The sequence below is a fragment of the Paenibacillus sp. 01T443 genome (genome assembly GCF_056398325.1).
Window position 1 is genome coordinate 15,813 of sequence record NZ_JBFTPE010000016.1, and the last position, 18,589, is coordinate 34,401.

The 18,589-nt window shown below is 44.2% G+C and carries 9 protein-coding genes and 2 pseudogenes; 1 reads left to right on the forward strand and 10 read right to left on the reverse strand.

Annotated features, from left to right (window positions below):
* The first annotated feature begins 695 nt into the window (after window positions 1-695).
* A complete protein-coding gene (locus AC1DLI_RS25175; RefSeq protein WP_477607218.1) occupies window positions 696-1,106 on the forward strand; it encodes a DUF4362 domain-containing protein in 411 nt (136 codons plus the stop codon).
* A 77-nt stretch (window positions 1,107-1,183) separates the two neighbouring features.
* Here AC1DLI_RS25175 and AC1DLI_RS25180 read toward each other — a convergent pair whose 3' ends face one another.
* The 10 genes and pseudogenes from AC1DLI_RS25180 to AC1DLI_RS25225 form a co-directional block, all read right to left on the reverse strand.
* On the reverse strand, window positions 1,184-1,498 hold the full coding sequence (locus AC1DLI_RS25180; RefSeq protein ID WP_477607219.1) for a hypothetical protein: 315 nt from the start codon (window positions 1,496-1,498) through the stop codon (window positions 1,184-1,186).
* A gap of 47 nt (window positions 1,499-1,545) precedes the next feature.
* The gene (locus AC1DLI_RS25185) at window positions 1,546-1,806 is read right to left on the reverse strand and encodes a hypothetical protein (RefSeq protein WP_477607220.1); all 261 of its coding nucleotides are present in this window, start codon (window positions 1,804-1,806) and stop codon (window positions 1,546-1,548) included.
* Between the two features lie 303 nt (window positions 1,807-2,109).
* On the reverse strand, window positions 2,110-2,871 hold the full coding sequence (locus AC1DLI_RS25190; RefSeq protein ID WP_477607221.1) for a hydroxypyruvate isomerase family protein: 762 nt from the start codon (window positions 2,869-2,871) through the stop codon (window positions 2,110-2,112).
* Window positions 2,872-2,937: 66 nt separating this feature from the next.
* Entirely contained in the window at window positions 2,938-6,408 is a 3,471-nt protein-coding gene (locus AC1DLI_RS25195; protein ID WP_477607222.1) for a glycoside hydrolase family 2 TIM barrel-domain containing protein, read from the reverse strand.
* A gap of 30 nt (window positions 6,409-6,438) precedes the next feature.
* Complete coding sequence (locus AC1DLI_RS25200) at window positions 6,439-8,841, reverse strand: glycosyl hydrolase (protein ID WP_477607223.1); 2,403 nt, start codon at window positions 8,839-8,841, stop codon at window positions 6,439-6,441.
* Window positions 8,842-8,994: 153 nt separating this feature from the next.
* A pseudogene (locus tag AC1DLI_RS25205) lies at window positions 8,995-9,858 on the reverse strand (beta-galactosidase).
* 199 nt (window positions 9,859-10,057) lie between these two features.
* Window positions 10,058-10,266, reverse strand: a pseudogene (locus AC1DLI_RS25210) (sigma factor-like helix-turn-helix DNA-binding protein); the annotation flags it as partial.
* A 118-nt stretch (window positions 10,267-10,384) separates the two neighbouring features.
* Window positions 10,385-12,442, reverse strand: coding sequence for a glycosyl hydrolase 115 family protein (locus AC1DLI_RS25215; RefSeq protein WP_477607224.1), 2,058 nt, complete (start codon window positions 12,440-12,442; stop codon window positions 10,385-10,387).
* Between the two features lie 379 nt (window positions 12,443-12,821).
* Entirely contained in the window at window positions 12,822-15,461 is a 2,640-nt protein-coding gene (locus AC1DLI_RS25220) for a family 78 glycoside hydrolase catalytic domain (protein WP_477607295.1), read from the reverse strand.
* Window positions 15,462-15,466: 5 nt separating this feature from the next.
* The gene (locus tag AC1DLI_RS25225; RefSeq protein WP_477607225.1) at window positions 15,467-18,589 is read right to left on the reverse strand and encodes a glycosyl hydrolase; all 3,123 of its coding nucleotides are present in this window, start codon (window positions 18,587-18,589) and stop codon (window positions 15,467-15,469) included.

The following is an 18,589-nucleotide window of genomic DNA, read 5'->3' on the forward strand; positions in this document are numbered from 1 at the left end:
CTACATTCCGCGCCTTCGTTCGAAGCGATTTCATTCACATTTCCCCCGCGGTCTGCTCTTTAGCATTCCACCAAACAACAAAAAACTACTTCCGAAGAAGTGGTTTTTTGTTGTTTGATGGAGCCTAGGGCGATCGAACCCCTGGCCTCATCGCTGCCAGTGTTAGAGATGGATTAGGATCTAGTATGATAATGTAGGAAGAATTCTTATAAAATAAGGGTTTTTACCGACTGTCGTATGATCTATTTGGTTCTTTTATGATGCTCGGTGACGGTTTTCGTCCCCAATTCGTCCCATTATTAATAAAAAGAAAATAATTGTTGAAAAACACGTAGCACAGCATATATTTCTAAAACGATGTATTACGTAGCGGAGTATATAGTTCGTAGCAGGTTTTATAAAAGCACAAAAAACGCTTTTCCAAAAAAAATTCACAACCCACTATGGGTGTAAGATAGCGCTCTTTGGAAAAGCGTTTTTAAGCCTCAGGACTCCTTGAGCCTTAAGGGAGGAGTAGAGTAGAGTAGTAGAATAGGATAAGAAAGATAGCTAGATTGTACCAAGTTGCTACGGGAGTTGCTAAAGAGCAAACCGCCCTTTGCTACTGTAAAGATGAGATTTTGAAGGGGGGCCGACTTATACTTTCTTAAAGCACAACTAGGCGTAGCCAAAAACATTAATAGAAGGAGATAATTATGAAATATCAAAATCTCTTTATTCTTGCCACACTTTTTATGTTATTATTGGGATGTTCCGCTACACCCGAAAGAGCTGTGAAAAATGGTGATGTTGTGTCTGACTTGGGTGTTGTAGGGAATATGGATAAACTAGACAATTTTATTTCAGAAGTATCAAACAAAAAAGACTCCAGTGTAAAGATTACACGTTTCACTAAAGAGGGAGATCCAGTATTCATTCAACTCAGTTATACTCAGAATAAAATAAAAATTGAAGAAGATCCCTCAAAGGATAAGAATGGTGATAAAGAAAAAAGGAACTATCTTTGTAAGAGTATCACTAAAAAAGAGCAAGCAAATGAAGTTCAATATCTCGTTTTGGATTGTAGCCCTTCGAGATCGAGTGAACTACTTGTTGTTCCGAAATAAAATAACCTCCCAACAAAGAGCAAAGCACTTCCTATTGTCATTTAGGGAGCGCTTTGCTCTTTGTCCTACATAAAGTTTTACTCGTTAAACTTAATGGTTGCCTCCTCAGTAAATTTCTTGATCATTTTATAATCACTATCGTCTTCTTCGGAATAAATCTCAACCGATCCGTCAGATGCTAACTTTCCTTGGGTTACACCATTAATTGTATAAACATTATCCACAGGTGTTTTGTTTAAGAATACGATATAGTTTTTGTTAGGGTTCATCGCCTTATATCCCTCGTAAGAAGAAACAACTCCTTTAAAAGTAGCAACCGGTTCAATTACCGTTATTGTTTTTACATCTTTTTTATTAATATTATCGGAATACACTTTATTAACTTCAAACACTGTCTCCGTATAATCAACGTCTATTGTTCCGATATCAGTGAGTCTTACTACTTCCTTGCCAGATAGTTTTTACCACGAACTATCAAATCGGAGTTTTGTTCTAGTTCTTCTATTGATTTGAAATAGTCTGATTTGCCTTCTGAAATACTTATTTTTTCTCCATCAACAACTTTATGAACTTCGAGTGAAAAAGACCTTTCTGAAGGGATTGCGTTTTTTTCTTCAATTTTATTCGTTCCAATGTTGATAATGATACAGATTACAGAAAAAACAACCATTGCAGAAATACCTATTATTTTTTTCTTCATATTTTACTCTCCTATATTCCGTTATATAGAGTGGTAATTTTATCTTGGTCCCACCAGGTTGGTGTGCTAGTTCCCAACCAGTCGTATTGAAGGCATCTGCTAACTCAAAAGAGCTTGGCAGATTTTCAATTGATAATCCTTCAATAAACCTATACTTTTGATCGTTATTGAAACTATTGGAATTCAACAATTGGTTTAAACATGAATTTCCTCCACATTCATCTATCTAGTTATTTATTACTAACAAAACATGGCCGGGCAGCTCACAGAGCGCCACGGCCACTATTTCTGATAAGCTATTTTTTAGGACGCATCCATCAAACTCCTAACGTAATCCAATCCTAAGGCAGGTTCAGCAGAAGGCATAAACTCCAGACCAAAATAGTTTGAATACCCCGCGTTGCGCAATGCTTGAATGACGTTGGCATAATGGATTTCGCCAAATTGTAATTCATTGCGCCCTGGACAACCTGCAGCATGTAAATGACCAATGCTTTGAAGATTACTCAGCATTGAGCTAATTAGATTACCTTCAGTGATCTGTTGATGGTAGATATCAAATAATACTTTCACATAATTACTTCCAACCTGTTCGATAAGCTCAAATGCCTCGCTGGAGCGCGTTAAGAGATACCCGGGATGATCAACTGTCGTGTTGAGAGGTTCCAGAAGGAGTGTAACTCCAGCCTCTTCCGCAATTGGAGCCGCCAGCCGTAACCCTGTCAAAACATTTTCAATTTGGTGCTCACGCGAGATACCACTTAATTCATTTCCAGTTTGAGTTATCAGCGTCCCGCAGCCAAGTCTTTTAGCAACACTTATCGCTTCCTTGAGGCCTTGCAAGTATTCCTTGTGAGACTCTTGGTCTACTAGATTGCCACCATCTGTACAAAACGTCGAGAGCGAAAGCTCAAGTCGTTTCATTTCGCTTGCCATCAGGTTTACGTCTTTATGTCTCCAATTCCAAAATTCGAATGCGTCAAACCCCGATGATTTTACATGTGACAATGCCTCTGACAAATTCATATTCCTAAATACGGAATCGATGCAAACTGAAAATTTCATAAGTTCCCCTTTCGTTATTACGCTCACTGTATCCTGTACTACTTCAATTAATATGGTGCATTAAACTCATCTCTCAAAGCGGAACCCTTTGAAGTCAAAATTGCTACCCGGTAAGAAGATAAACGTCACTTTCTTCATACTATCAACCTTTTCTAACTCAAATACTTGCTCTTCATAACCTTTGGTTTTCTTGAACTCTACGATTTGTCTTTTCTCACCATTCTCGTCGATGAACTGAATGTGAATAGTATTCTTGTCGATAGGTGATCTTCCCCAGACGACCAGCTTCGATGCACCTTCAACGGAAAAATCCATTTGTGAGAATTCAAGCGTAACGTTATTCCCGATGCCCTCAACGCAATGACCGGCCACAGTAAATGAGTCTCCATAGATATGGTCGCTATCTGCGGCCCAATTTTGCTCGAAAGCCCTGTTCTGGCGCTCAAAGGTGAAGCCTTTAATTTGCAGCTTTTGGTAGAGAACGATGCAAATTGATGTAATACCACGAAGGCGCTTAGAGAGACGATAGGTTTCTTCTTTATACGTACTCCACTCGTAAGGCTTTTGATAATAGGTGTCGGCAACTAATACGCTGCCGTCTTCTCCAGGAATTCCTTCCCAAATTTGAAGCTTGTATGCATTACTAGACAAGCCATAACCCGGAATCGTTACCGTGTCGGATCCGAAAGGTCCGAAGTCGATATTCCGGAAGCCAATATGCGTTTCGGTGTCATTAGCAGGCGCTACGCCTTTCTCATTACCAGTCGCTATATCTCCTTTGTTGTAATCGTATAGTCCTCCCGAAATAAAGGAGTAAGGATTCTTGTAAGCTGTTCCTAAACCCGTTACCTTAAATTCCAACTGTGAGATGAGTTTCGTTTTGTCCGTACCGTTCTTGCTTGAGCAACGAAGTAGAAAGTCGCCGTCACCAATAGCGTTAATTTTCACTTCCAATCCGTTTGCTTCTGTTCTCGCAATATTCGAGTCAATCCCTTGATCCGTTACAACCCGCCATTCGACATCTTGATAGGTGGTATTTTCCGGATATAGCCTAGCTTGAACGACGAGTTCTCTCACGGATTCGTTGAAAGATTGTCCCAATTTACTCACGATTTCGATTTTACGAAGTGGTATTTCGTCATTATGCCCACAAACGTATGGCTTTTCTTGATTTCTTGCATTCACAGAAATGCCGAAAGGTATTTCGTTATGTGCAGGGAAAGACTCAAACTGGAGTGTCTCCGTTTGTAAACCTACGCAATCTACTTCTACTTTAATCTTGCCAGGTTGTAGTGTCGCCCCGATTATCGCCATGAGTTTACCGCTGAACAATCTTCTACTTAACCCTTTGTATTCGTCGAAGTCGGTGCTGTCTCCATTATCAAGCCCGAGCAGACGCCCTTCCCCCGATACCTTTACATTCACGCGATTGTTTGCGTTCGCGACCGGGTTACCATCTTCATCCACCATACCGATCTCTACGAAAATCAAGTCAGTACCATCTGCCGTTAGAACCTGTTTGTCAGACTGAAGAGAAACTCGTTTCGCATCTCCAAAGGATCTTTGAATATCGGTTGCAATGACGTTGCCCTCTTCGTCATAAGCTATTGCTTTAATCTCTCCTTTTGCATAAGGGATTTTCCACCAACCTACAAGCTGCGTCCCATGATGATGGTCGATATCATAAGTACCTATGGTATAGCCGTTAAATTGCAACTCAATCTTAGGTGCATTCGAGCATACGCGGATGTCAATTAATTGTCCGTCATTGAAATCCCAGTACGGAAATACATGCACCATCGGTTGTGTCCGATAATCAGTCCAAGCAGCCTTATAGATATAGTAGGAATCTTTCGGAAACGTGGCCGTATCAATTTGGCCGAAATAAGAATTCTTGGTTTGGTACGGCGTCGGTTCTCCAATATAATCGAAGCCAGTCCATAGAAATTGCCCTAAGGAAAACGGAGCATCTCTTTCTGCAAGAATGCAAGCTTCAGCTGATTTCGCTCCCCAACTGAGCGGACTGTTCCCGAGGGCGGAACATTGTTCGTCGTCTTCGGAAAAAATCGACTTTTCGAATGGGAAATGATAGATCCCTCTGCTCTGGACGACCGAAGATGTCTCGCTGCCGTAGATGATCCAGTCCGAATGCTCGGCATGTTGGGTATGGTACAGATTTTCCCCATAGTTATAACCCGCCAGTTTCAAAACATCGGCACATTTCTGTCCATTCTCCCAGGCCATGTAGTTGGAACCGATCGTCGTCGTAGCATTTTTCTTTGGATCAAACTCCTCCACATATTCCTTGAGCATTCTAGTAATTTCTTGCCCTCTCTCGTCTGCATGCGTATCGTAAATCTCATTTCCGATACTCCACATAATTAGACTCGGATGATTTCGGTCCCGCAGCACCCAGCTTTTTATGTCACGGTATACCCAATCTTTGAAAAATCTTGCGTAGTCATAATTCGTCTTAGGTCGTTCCCACATGTCGAACGCTTCCGATGCGATGAAGAAGCCCATTTCATCGGCCAACTCCATAAGCTCCGGCGACGGCATATTATGAGCAGTACGGATAGCGTTGACACCCATTTCTTTCAGAATCCTAAATCTTCTGCGAAGGGCATTGACGTTAAACGCCGCTCCTAAAGCACCTAAATCATGGTGCTCACAAACACCGTTTAATTTCATTTTTACCCCATTAACATAAAATCCTTGCTCAGGATCCATTACAATGGTGCGGAATCCGAGGTTTTGCGTGATCGTCTCCAAAACTTCGTAACGTGGTTCCGCGTTAGGTTCGGACTCTGGTGCCTTTTGCTGCAATTTGGTAACCATTTTGTACAAATTCGGCTCGTCCGGGCTCCATAAAAACGGGTCCGGTACTTTCAATACCTGCTGATTGGACGCGATCGAACTGCGACTAGCAGTCATTTGCTCCAAAGTGGAAGTAATCACTTCTCCCTGATAAACAATGCTGTGTTCAAGATGCAGGCCTTCATAGTTGATGGCGTCGATTTGAACATTCGTATCAACTTCCACCAGCCATAGGCTGTCTTGTTCTTTCGTTGAAATATATACGCCATCTGTCACGATGTGATTGTTGTTTCTTGTCTTTAACCACACGTTTCGGTAGATTCCAGCACCCGAGTACCATCTGGAATTTGGGTGCTGGTGAACGACTTTCACGATGATTTCATTATCCCCTTCGACAAGTGCAGCCGAAATATCGTGTTCGAAAGAGGAATACCCATACTTCCACTCACCTACGAACTGTCCATTTACGTAGAGAGAGGAATCCATGTATACGCCTTCGAAATAGATTAAATGTTGTTGGCCGTTTTGTATGTCTGATTTTGTCCGAGATAGGATCTTGCGGTACCAGCCAATGCTATTCTCATATAGCGCCAACGTATTATATATGAGCCAATCATGGGGGAGATCAACTGGTTCAAAGCGTAAGTCCGTGCAATCTACTGCATCCACACCGCTCTTTGCAAATTCCCAGCTGTCATTGAAAAGCATTTTTGTATTCATAGTGAATTGCTCACTTTCTATTAATTGTTATTATCCATTATGCGGTACAGAAACAATAGCCGAAGCCTGGGTTTTGTTACCCGCATGATCAACGGCTTCATAGGTAACGGTGTATACCCTACCTGAGCCATTCCCCGATCTTTCGGCGCGCAAGAGAATCTTGTTATCACTTGTCCCAATCTCCGCGCCTTGGATATCTCCTGTCGTATTACCGTCTCCAGAGCCATTATCCGGCTCGTTGCTCGTAACTGATACTAGCTTCACACTTGCAATGCCAGAGTCGCTGTCTTCTGCTTCCCAAGAGAAAGTAACCTCTTCGAGTTTATGGTTGTTTTTTGTAAGTTTGGGCTTATCCGAAAAAACCTTTAAGGTTGGGGGAATTTTGTCAATATTATTAACGGTAGCCACTGCGGTCCCTTGGAGCCCTTTTTGATCAACAAACTCAAAGGTGAAACTTCCATTGTTGGCAAAGGTATAACTGCTCTTGCCATCATTATTCGTTATAGTGACCTGCTTATTCGTTGTGATGGTTGCCACCACATCTTGATTTGTTAAACCGGTTTTACTGTAGCTCACTTCTGCAACAGGTGCCAGCCCATATGAATACAAATCAGTGGGAAGTTCATCCCTTGTAATGACATAATCACTATGATAGACCTTTTGTAAATGCTGAGGATCATTCTGCAATCCATCACGGATCGAGTTTCCTGTCCAAGTCATGAAGTACAGCCAGTCCGCACCAAGGAGTGGTAAAAGATCAGGATCAGGAATAGGTCCATTCTCTGCTAGAGCAACCAACTTAGTACCGTTCACCAGCGAGACAAGTTGATCGTATTTGTTGACAAGTGGGTTGTAATCACCATTAGGAGCATAATAGTCTGTAGTCACGATATCAACGACGTCGTCGCCAGGATACCATTCTTCACTTTCCGAGTTAAATACCCAGATTAAGTTATTCAGCCCGTGTACATTTTTCATACGATCATACATGAGGCGGTATAACTCCTTGTATGCCTCAGGACCTTTTGCCCCCCACCAAAACCAACCGCCTTCAGCCTCATGCAATGGTCTCCAAATTACAGGAATATGTGCATCCTGCAGCCGCTTTAATTGATTGGAAATTACATCAATATCTCTAAGAAGCAACTGGTAGTCTTCCGAATCAGGATGGGCAAGTGCATAAGCAACGTCAAAAGTTGTCGCTCTCGTATAGAATCCACTCCACCATTCATTCCCAGGTTCGTCAAGAAGATCCTTTGGTGCGTTCCAATGCCAATGAATTTGAACAATCCCACCTTGTTGACCCCAATCGAGCGCCTGTTCAATCGATTGGGAGGACGTCCCATGTTCCACACGGCTAGGTGAATAATCCATCATATCTAAGCCAAGAAGTGCTGGGTACTTTCCTGTCTGATCATAAATCCAATCCGCATCATGTCTTTCCTGCTGACCAGAGATAATTCCGTTGCCATACGTGTCCACCAAGTAGTTCATCAATGCCTGTGTTTCTGGTGTAGCGTTCGGGTTAGAAAGAATTTTCTCAACTTGATGAGATCCGCCTACTTCAGCAGAAGTTACGATAATATAGTCAATATTGTACCAACCCCAGCCCAAGTTGATTTTTACTGTGTTATCACCGGATTGTAACTGTACTTTTCCTGCTGATACTTCTTGAAAACCTGTCGATTGCACTAAAGATATTTCACCCGTGCCTTGGCCATTCACAATCAATTCTGTTTTCTTATCTCCAAACGGTGAGTTGTAGCCGACAATGATTTCGAACAGTCCTTCATTAGGAGCGTGATAGGTAAGCGTTAAATCTCCCTCTCCCTTAAAAGAGGCATATCCTGAACCCGAATAACCGCTGATCGTATTTTCAACAGAAACCGTGCCTGTCTTGGTACCATCCTCTGCTTCGATCTTCTCAGATCCTCCAACAGGTGTTACCAAAAGATAGTCGAGATTGTACCAACCCCAACCCAAGTTGAACTTAAACGTATTTTCCCCAGCTTGCAACAGTACTTTGCCTGCTGATAGCTCATGAAAGTCAGCCGATTCCTCCAAGGAGATTTCGCCTGTACCTTGGCCATTCACAATTAATTCTGTTTTCTTACTTCCTAACGGAGAGTTATAGCCAACAGTGATTTCATACAGTCCTGCATTGGGAGCTTGATAAGTTAGCGTTAAATCTCCCTCACCCTTAAAAGAGGCATATCCTCTACCAGAGTAACCGCTGGTTGTATTGTCAACAGAAACCGTGCCTGTCATTACGCCATCCTCAGCCTCGATTTTGTTCCCTACTACAGAAACCTGAGTATTGGCAACCTGATTATTAACAGCGTAAACTGGTATGACAAAAGAAATTAACAAGCAAAGAGACAATAAATGGATTAAGCTGAATCTTAATAGTTTGAGACGTGATTTATTTTTCAAAATAAATTTCCTCCCTGGCATATTAGTTTTAAGATCGAATGAGTAAGCTTAAAAGCCAAAAAACAGTAAGTGTCTCTCTAAAACAATTAGATAAAACAGCAATCTTCTCTGTACTATTTGCCTGAAATCATTTCTCTGCCATACCACCCCCTCTCAGCAACGGATTAAGCTCCCAAATCGGAAGTTCGTCACGCGTGACGGTGACGGGGTCATCATAGAACTTGCGAAGCATCGTGCGTTCTGTATATCGCTCGGATAGCACGTTGTTGCCCACTTCATCCTAAATTGCCACATGTTATGCGTCACGAATTGGACTGGACAGTTTCTGCGTACAATTTCAAGCTGCCATCCTAGCAGATAGCCTACGCTGTCCGAGCAGAACCGCTTGCACTTCAGAAGATAAGAAGGATTCATCGGCTTGCTGGTACCGAGCGGCGTCGTTACTTCGGCCCAACTGCTGTACTCTCCGCTCCAGACGACCATACCCCACTCCCAATTCAACTCTTCCAGACTGGAATAACGCTTTTGCAGCCAAGCGACAAATGCACGATTGCACGTATCGCAATGGCATTCCTGGTAGTGCATCTCGTTATCGATTTGCCAGCCAATGATGGCGGGATGCTTCGCATAGCGCTGTGACACCGCTTCCACAAATTTGGAGCCCAGCATTCTCAAGGAATAGCTGTTGTTGCAATGATGTCCACGCACACCCGGCCGGATGATTTGACGTTGCTCAACCATTGGCAGTACATCCGGATAACGGGTTGTCATCTAGTTCGACGGCGTATTGGTAGGTGTGCATAACACGATCTCTATACCGCGTGCGGCGAATACTTCTATAGACGCATCCAATCAATCAAACCGATAATCACCCTCGGTCGGCTCCATTCGGCTCCAGGCGAACTCCGCCATTCGTACAACAGCAATACCCTTCTCTTGCATAAGCGCTGCATCCTTCTCCCATAGCTCGGGAGTCCATTGCTCTGGATAGTAATCAATTCCGATCTTAAACGTCATCCTGTGATCTCCTATATTCACCAATATATTGCGATTATATGCTATATTAACTGGAGTGAATATCTTAAATAATTAATACGATATAATAATATTAAGTTAACAGGAGAGTTGGTCGCATACCTCATCCCAATCGCGCTTTCCCGGTAAAGTGGATCGAACTTGAGATTGCCACTTCTTTAGTTGTGAACTGCTCACTTTACTACAGTTTCACCTTATAAAACTCATGATATAGCTTCATCAAAGCCGCTTCTCAATTCGCGACACATAACTCCGCGAGATCCCCAGTTCCTTCGCAATCTCCCGCTGACTCCGCTAATCCCCGCTATGATCCAGCCCAAATCGGCCGATCACGACTTCCTTCTCGCGGTCATCGAGTATATCCAAGTTTTTATAGATCTTAGATTTCTCGCATCATGATCCTGTAGATACCGATTCCGTATATCTTATTCGTGAGACCTCGTTCTCGCAGAGCTTGCATACTCATTCCTATCGCTCCTTTGTCAAGTACGACATATATTCCTCTACCTCACAGTTCAAACTTCTCTTTCAATCTTCGAGCCAACTCGTCGTCTGACAAGGGATTGCGATGCGTATTTTCTAAATAAATATATTTCTCCGTTTCCGGCATGAGATAATTTTTATACCAGGCAAAGAAATCGGGACTGTCTCCGTGGATACGGAGCCATCTTCTTAAAGTATCCATATTGTTCACAGTGCTCTGTATATTCGTGAGCCAGTCCGCTCTGTAGAAATTGTGCCAATGTCCGTGTTCAGCTTCTTGCATAGCTTCTAATCCCTGTTGATAGCACCACATTGCTCGCGATGCATGTACGAATGCAGCGGGAAATTCCTTATTCATATAAGCTTTATAAGAATCACCTAAAGCTACAAAACCCTCGCAGCCGGATAGATGCAGCTTGACGTGTAGCAGCAGATGATCATTCATTCTTTGCTGCTCCTCGTTCGGAAGCTTAGTTATAAGCTGCTCGATGCGCTTTTTGAGTAACTGCCAGCTAGGTACCGCGTCCGCACATTTACGGCTAAACCAATCAACCTGCTCCGCAAAACCGACCGACCCCGTTGCCCAGTTCAGCCTCTGCAACGGTTGTCCGTCTCTTCCTTGAAGCCAATGACCGACGATCTCTCGGGCCGGATGATGATAGAGTTCCTCACCCGCACGATCATCTTCATTTGGGCCGTACGAAATGGTCTGCTCAGCGTAATCAAGATGTAACGCGGCAATCTCGTCTTCGCAAGCGGAGTACATACGGTATACAAATTGAAGGAGGTGCTCCTTTGAATCCGCATGACCCTTGCTCCACAGCTCGCGGATAAAGTCCAAGGTATATACGTGCGGTCTAATATTACCGCTGTTCACCAGCAGGTATGAGCATGCTCCCGAATGGAAAGCATCCTCCAGTTCCTGCTGAATAAAGGAAGCTGGAGAGGGAAAAAGGGTCAAATGATTTGATGCCTGAAGATCGTGGAACGTTACATGATAATAAACACCGTGCTTCCCTCCGTCTTCTTTCGAAGGGAGCGAAGGAACTCTCAGATTATGGTTGTTATGACGACGGGAAACCATCTTACCGTACCCATTATCGGCCCATATTCGCATAATATCTTCAGGGATGTCGATATGACCTGCCTTGTATAATTCTGCGATCTCACCGTATAAAGCTACACAGCAATACGGTTCTTCAACCTTCTGCTTAACCATGTCATACTGCCTACGGACGACTCTGCTGATCATCTCTCCGCGCTTCTCTGGTGTATCGAATGAAGGGTCTTGTATCCAAAAAGGCTGGTCTCCTTGCCCTCGGAAGGAAAGAACCCAAACAATCTTCCGGTCCTTCTGTGTTTCAATTGCTTCCTCCCATAAAGCTTCGAACAGCTCCGGATTATCTTGATAGCTAGCCTTCTTGCCGGGATATGCACGCAGGAACATCTCAGCGCCAAGCGGCTCTGCATGATGGTGCGTTACCCATAACCCCATCTCTGACGCAAGATCAGCATGAATGCCATGTTTAGGCAGATCGGTACCGGGGATCAACATATTGCCGCCGCACCGCAGTAAGGCTTCGAAGACGGGATACCACACTTCTTTGGCTGGGGGATACTCCTCCTTCCATCCAATCAAGCACACTTCATCGTTGACGAACCATCCTCGGAAACGAACAAACGACTCTGGAGAATCGTAATTCTCTTCGGAAATGTGTATTTCGCCCCGGCGCACCGGGTATTTATCCATCCAGAACCAGAACGGATCCACTCCCAGATATCTGCGACTATATTCTAACAAACCAAATACTAGCCCGAGGTCATCGTGGGCCATAATGTGGAGCGTCATGACCCCATCTGCTTCGATAAACTGAAAAGAAAATGCCTCTGGATGCTCGGGGCATAGATCCTCCAGGAGAGCATAACGGACTTCCACTTCAACTGGAGCGTCTTCGTCCACTTGAAGCTTTGGCACCTCTCCAAACACATATTTAAGATCCCTTCCCACCATTTCCCAAGCATGGCGTACTGGAGAGGTTAACTTCTTAGGCAAGCGATAAGTCGTGTGTCGATCAATGATCATTGTTATCGAATTCCCCTTTCATGTACCTAATCGATGTAACACTGCATCTAGATCTCAACGATTTTCCGGTTTACTGAGCAATAAATGCAAAAGTCAGGCTATTGAGAACGTCTCATTGACTTTTGAACAGACCAATTTTTATGCTATTATTCTCATCTCGGAATGAAAAAGTTGATTAGAAACGATCTGAGAGACAGCTTTATCTACCGATTGACTAAATGCTCGGATCATCTTAACTATTGCAAACTTCCGATAGCTCTTATACAATTCCGACTATCCCAGTTTCTGCCCACGAGCCGGAAAAAGGACCATCCCTAAGGACGATCCTTTAGCAATGTTCTTGACACCTCTTCATACGTTTGAATGAGTAAATTTAGCCTTACAGATCCCCTGTACGGAACCTATACGCCCCCGAATGGATAGACGTTACGGCATAATGCTTTCCTTGTTCGCTTACCGGCTTGTAATCGACTTTCTGTCCGTTCTCATATAGATCATTACCGAATGAGAGGAGCGGAATCTTGACTAGTGCCGTTGTATTTGGAGGGATGCTTACGCTGAGTCTGGATCCAGCTTCGTCGTAAGAGAAATGAACGTCAATCAGCCCTCTTGCCGATTGATAACTGCCTTTGATATCCCGGACGGAATCCAGATACAGAGGAGAAATGTTTATTTCTTTGTAAGCATCTGTAATAGAAGAGATGCCTAGAAGCTCTCTATATAACCATTCCAAGATATGACCCATCATATCATGATTACTGGATCTTGCATTGTCCGTCCAAAACTCCGGCAGGGCCGTCTCGCCTTTCTCCACGAAGCGGATATAACTTGGGTGCTCAGGCTGCATCATCATATCGAAGATGATATCATTGCGCTTCATACCTGCGAGAGCATGGAATAAATAGCGAAGTCCGATCTCTCCCGATTTAAATTGCCTCCCTGCTGCGGCATTCAGCAGTGACGCTTCTACATCGGAACGATAGTTTTCGTCCACCAGTTCAAAAGATAATGGGATTGCCTGAATCACTTGGTTGAGCGGATCAAACTCTCCATTCCGTCTGCAATAAGCATAACGGTCTTCATCCGGTATCCAGCGCAATAGCTTGGCGTTATACACCACTTTTACCCGTTCCGCTTCTGACGCATAATGCGCGGCATCGTGATCCAGACCGAGCATAGTCGCAAATTGAGACAATCGTTTGTAGCACTCATAATAAAACGCCGTCTCGACATTTTCGATATAATCCCCGCCGCTTTGAGGCACGATTCCCCAATCCCCAAGCCCGTGGTTAATGAGTCCGCCTTCTACTTCTTTGCTCTTCAGATATCGCATGTACGCCTTCATGGCAGGATACGCTTCTACCATTGCCGTTCGATTGCCATACCATTTCAACAATAATTCGGGTACGAGAATAATAGCGCTGCCCCATGCGATAGAATCACGAAATCCTTCACTAAATTTGGAGTATTCCGGCGCAATATCGGGAATTAAGCCCTCTTCCGTCTGAGCTTCGATCATGTCTCGTGTTATTTTTAGCCACAGGGCTTCAACATCTTTGACAAACATAATGGAAGGTCCCATCAGACTCGCCGTTTCAATCCAGCCCAGTTTCTCGATAGTAGGACAATCCGAATGCACGCTTTGCAGATTGCTCTCGATCGCCTTAATAATAATTTGAGCAAGCTTGTTAATACGAGGATCATCGGTTTCGAAATGCCCCGCATCCATTGAAGCCGAAGTCACAAAATGCCCTTTCACATCATGAATGAATGGTTTGGATGTGTCCGACTCGTCACGCGTACATCCCTCGATTTGCACCCATCTCGCGCCATAACAGGAGAAGTCGGGTTTCCATACTTCCACTTCTCCGCTTCCGGCAAGAGTATATTCCGAATATGTGACAATATCCCACGGTGTAGCTACTGTAGCGTCTTCATTCCGAAGCTCACCAGGCTTGATTGTGACCTTGCTCCCCGCAGGACCGCTGACATAAATCTCGAACATACCCGACATATTTTGACCTAGATCAAAAACATAAATTTGATCCTTTGGCTCCTCAATCTTGATCGTATCGTAGGTGGTCTTCACTGTAATCGGGGGCTGGTTTTGACTTACTAGCTTTCCTTTAGGTGGCGTGAGTATCTTGGGAATTGCCCACGATGAATCATCATAGGAAAGATCATACCATCCTGCTGGATAAAGCCTTGCGTCGAAGTTCTCGGAACCATAAACATTAGCGAGTGTAGTCTTGCTTTCTCTAACTCTCCAATTCTCGCACTCCGTTCGTACATGTTGCACGGAACCGTCCTCATATTCGATATGCCATTCGCCTATTGCAAGCAACTCGGATCCATAAGACTCATAACCTTTATCGAGGGTATAGAAATGCCGGTCTCCGGCATCCCCCAAATAAAAGCCGTTGCCAACCGATAAACCTATTACATTGTTGCCATCACGCATCTGGTTCGTTACATCAAAACATACGTATTGTACGGATTTATTGTAGTTCGTCCAGCCCGGATCCATCTCGTTGGGTCCTACTTTCTCGCCGTTCATATAGAGTTTAAAATGACCAAGGCCAGACACAAGCGCATAAGCACTCTTAACCTTTCCTTCGGCCGCAAATCTCATGCGGGCATAGAAGGGCTTGGCCCCTCCATCTCCAATCCATTTTGCCTTCCAAGCTTCCTCATATAAATACCCCGTAAACAAGGACATCGGATCGCTCCAACTCATCTCTCCGTGCTGATTCCAGACGGCGACCCTCCAGTAATAAGTCGTTACACTTTTCAAAGGCTGCCCTTGGTAGCCGATGCCGAATTGCTCGGAAGAATACACTTTCCCGCTGTCCCAAAGTAAATCTTCGCATCGTTCGAGAGATACTTCCTGTTCAGCGAAGATGATTCGGTAATGGGATTGGCATTGATCCCGCTCCTCGCTATCCAGTTGCCAACCGAATAAAGGAACACCCGTGTCTATACCAAAGGGGCAGTAATAATTATTGATCCTTAACCGCACCGGTTTCAACGCTTCTCCACCTTTTTAATAAGCTTTATCGGTTCGATTAGTCCGTATGGAACTCCCTTGTATTCGGGAGTATACCCATCTTCCTTGGGATGGAAGGACCACCAATCCATCCAATTTGGCGCGTCATCCAATTCGTGAAGCGGACCAAACAAATTCCGAGGACTTCCAATAACTTCGATAACGACTTGACTCAACTTTCTATCCATCAAGCAAGGATCCAAATCCACCGATGATTCGCATCTCCAAGGAATCGTCTTACACGCTTCTCCGTTCACCTTCACGTCGAGCAGAACAGCTTCATACTTTCCGAGCTCCAGCTTGTATCCATTTCCAATTACAGCATCGTTATCAATTTCAAAACAATAGTTCATACTGCCGCAATAATAAGGATATCCTTGCTCGCGCCAGTCGCCGTACGACAGCATGCTAGGCTCGCGAGTGATTCTACGATTGTGATCCACCGCGAAATCACCGATGATATAACCATTTTCGAGCTCCATATCATGGCAATAAGCAATATGAACATCAAGGGTATTAATGCCTTCTCTCAAATCCAATAATTTAATCTTTTTCATGCAAATATCCATGTAGTAGCCTTCTGGCGATGCTTGTATGCGCCTGCCGTTTAGTTCGAACACGAAACGATCTGCATCTTCGAAAACCAGGAAGGTATCTGTCGCAGGGATATCCGTTACCACGAAAGTAAATCGAAGTTCAACCGCCGATTGATTGCAAGGATGCTCCTCATGAATCCACAAATACCTTTGTAGATTGCCATTATGGAAGACTTGACGCATGCCGAGGCGTTCACGGATGATTCGTTGAGCTCTCCATACCTCCATCGCCTCCGACCACTCTCCATCTTCCATACGGAATTGACATTGATCCAGAATAAAGGCGTTAGGTGCGGTTCGTTGGAATGCAACAGGTTCGAGCTCCGCAGCAAATTGTTCACCCGTGGTTGATTTCTCAACAAGACCATCGACCGCATCTGTTTCATTATTGGTCTGAACGACGGAGTCGCTCGCCAAGACATATAACCTGGACTGGGCAGGGCCAAATGTCTCGCGGAATATGACCGAATCACCTGCTGAATCAGTGAACCGTCTAGTAACCTTTCCCGTCCAAGCATCCCATTCTTCCAAGCGTTGTCCGCCCGAGATTTCAATTTCTACTTGATGAGTATGATGACGGTCATTATTCACAATGAAAACGACCGATCCATCATTGACTTGTCGATGCATGTGCAGGAAGTGTTCGGATTCGTTGCCCGACATATCCGTAATGGCAACTCCTCGGGACACCGTTTTCATCACATACGACTCAAGTTCACCTGCATTCTGTAAACGAATAAGATTTTTATGATTCAAAAACGCGTCCAGCCGATGACAATTGAATGTTGTTCCATCTAGTAAATAAGGGATTTCCCCGAACGAAACAACCTTCCCTCCACTGCGCATATAGGCAAGCAGCAATTCAAGTGTGGAAGACATGAGATTGTGAAGAGACGGCAACACAACTAAATGATATTGCGCCTCACCGACATGCATAGCTCCCCCCACAGCCGCGGCGAAGTCCTTCATGATTAGCTCATCGCCTAAATCGAAATCAATGTGCAATTCGACCAATCGGTTTACGAATGCATTAAACGAACGATCATACTCGGCAAGTATAGCTTCATTTCCAGCACTATTTTTCCACGATGCCGCATTCACGCTTCGCCCTAACCTTGACCATACAGATGTAGCTGGATGAATAACAAGTACGTTTCGAGTTAGTTTCCCTTCACTCAGTACGGCGCTAAGTCTGGCGTAATAATCTTCCATGCTTTTATTATGATTCCACCAATTCGTGTGATAGTTAAAAGAAGGGGGATAATCGCGTTTACGACAGCCTCTGAGCGAGTACCAAGATAAATGGTGCGTCAACAAATTAACACCTAAGGCAAATTGCCAATCTCCTATCCACCTGCGGTTCTCGAAAGTTAAGTCCCAGCCGGTTACGCCATAGGTTTCGGTAATGACCTGCTTCTTGCCCAGCTGGTTCGCAACGCTAGATACTTGCTTCAGAGTCAGATGCTCATCCGTTTTTTCGCATAAAGTATCGATCCCGGGTATATCTAGATACCGATAATGGGACATAACCGATCCGCTGTTCAATGCCTGACCGACGATACTGCCTTCGGAATGAAAATGTCCGGTAAATTGAAGACCGTGCTCCCTGCACCAATCTCCAATTTGTTTAGTATACGACTCGCTAAATGTTTCCGTAACGGTTAACCAATAATCGTAACGAATCTGCGAAGAAGCCGCTCCCCGGAAAAATAGGAACGGGAGGAGCTCCCATATCGAATAACCCCTTCTCCTTTCGAACTCCTCGGCTAATACCTCGCTCCATGCAATCCAAGTTAGATCAGGTTCTTCCAAACGCTCGGAAAAACCTTTAACCGTAGGTTCATCCGTAAATATCCCTGGAATTGTTTTTCCAAATTCTTCTCCTACTGCTTTTCTATATGGTTCATAATTCGTTTCGATAAATAATCTAACCGTTTCCGGATTCATTAGATCCGTATAGGTGTCACCGTGAGACCAATCATTTTTTTTAGCAATCCTTACACGGAATAAGAGATACACTTCATCGCTTTGCGAAAGTTCTTCTCTGACTTGTTTAACGGTTACTCGACTAAAATGAGTGAGATCATCTCCATTGATGTTGGCACGGTAAGCAACTAGGATCGATAGATCTTCAGGGTCAAAATTTCGGCTTATCGTCAGAGTCAGCGCCTTTGCGCGAACCGCATCCCCGCCTAATTTCGCAACCATTCCTCCTGCCATGCCGGAGGAATATCGGTCCTCATCATATAACCAGGCTGTCATTTCCGATTCCTTTGCTTTGGCGACACTATCCTTGATTCGGTCCATAAATAGTTCGCTCATGTAAGGGGTCTCTAAACCTTCGCGCACGTGCATCATAAATCCGCCCATGCCTTGTTCTTTGAAACCATCAATCTGACGATTCAATTCCTCTTGCTTTAACTCATCATTCCAAGCCCAGAAAGGAACTCCTCTATATTGATTTTCAGGTTGCTCAAAAGATTGCTTTAATTTCTCTCGATTCAT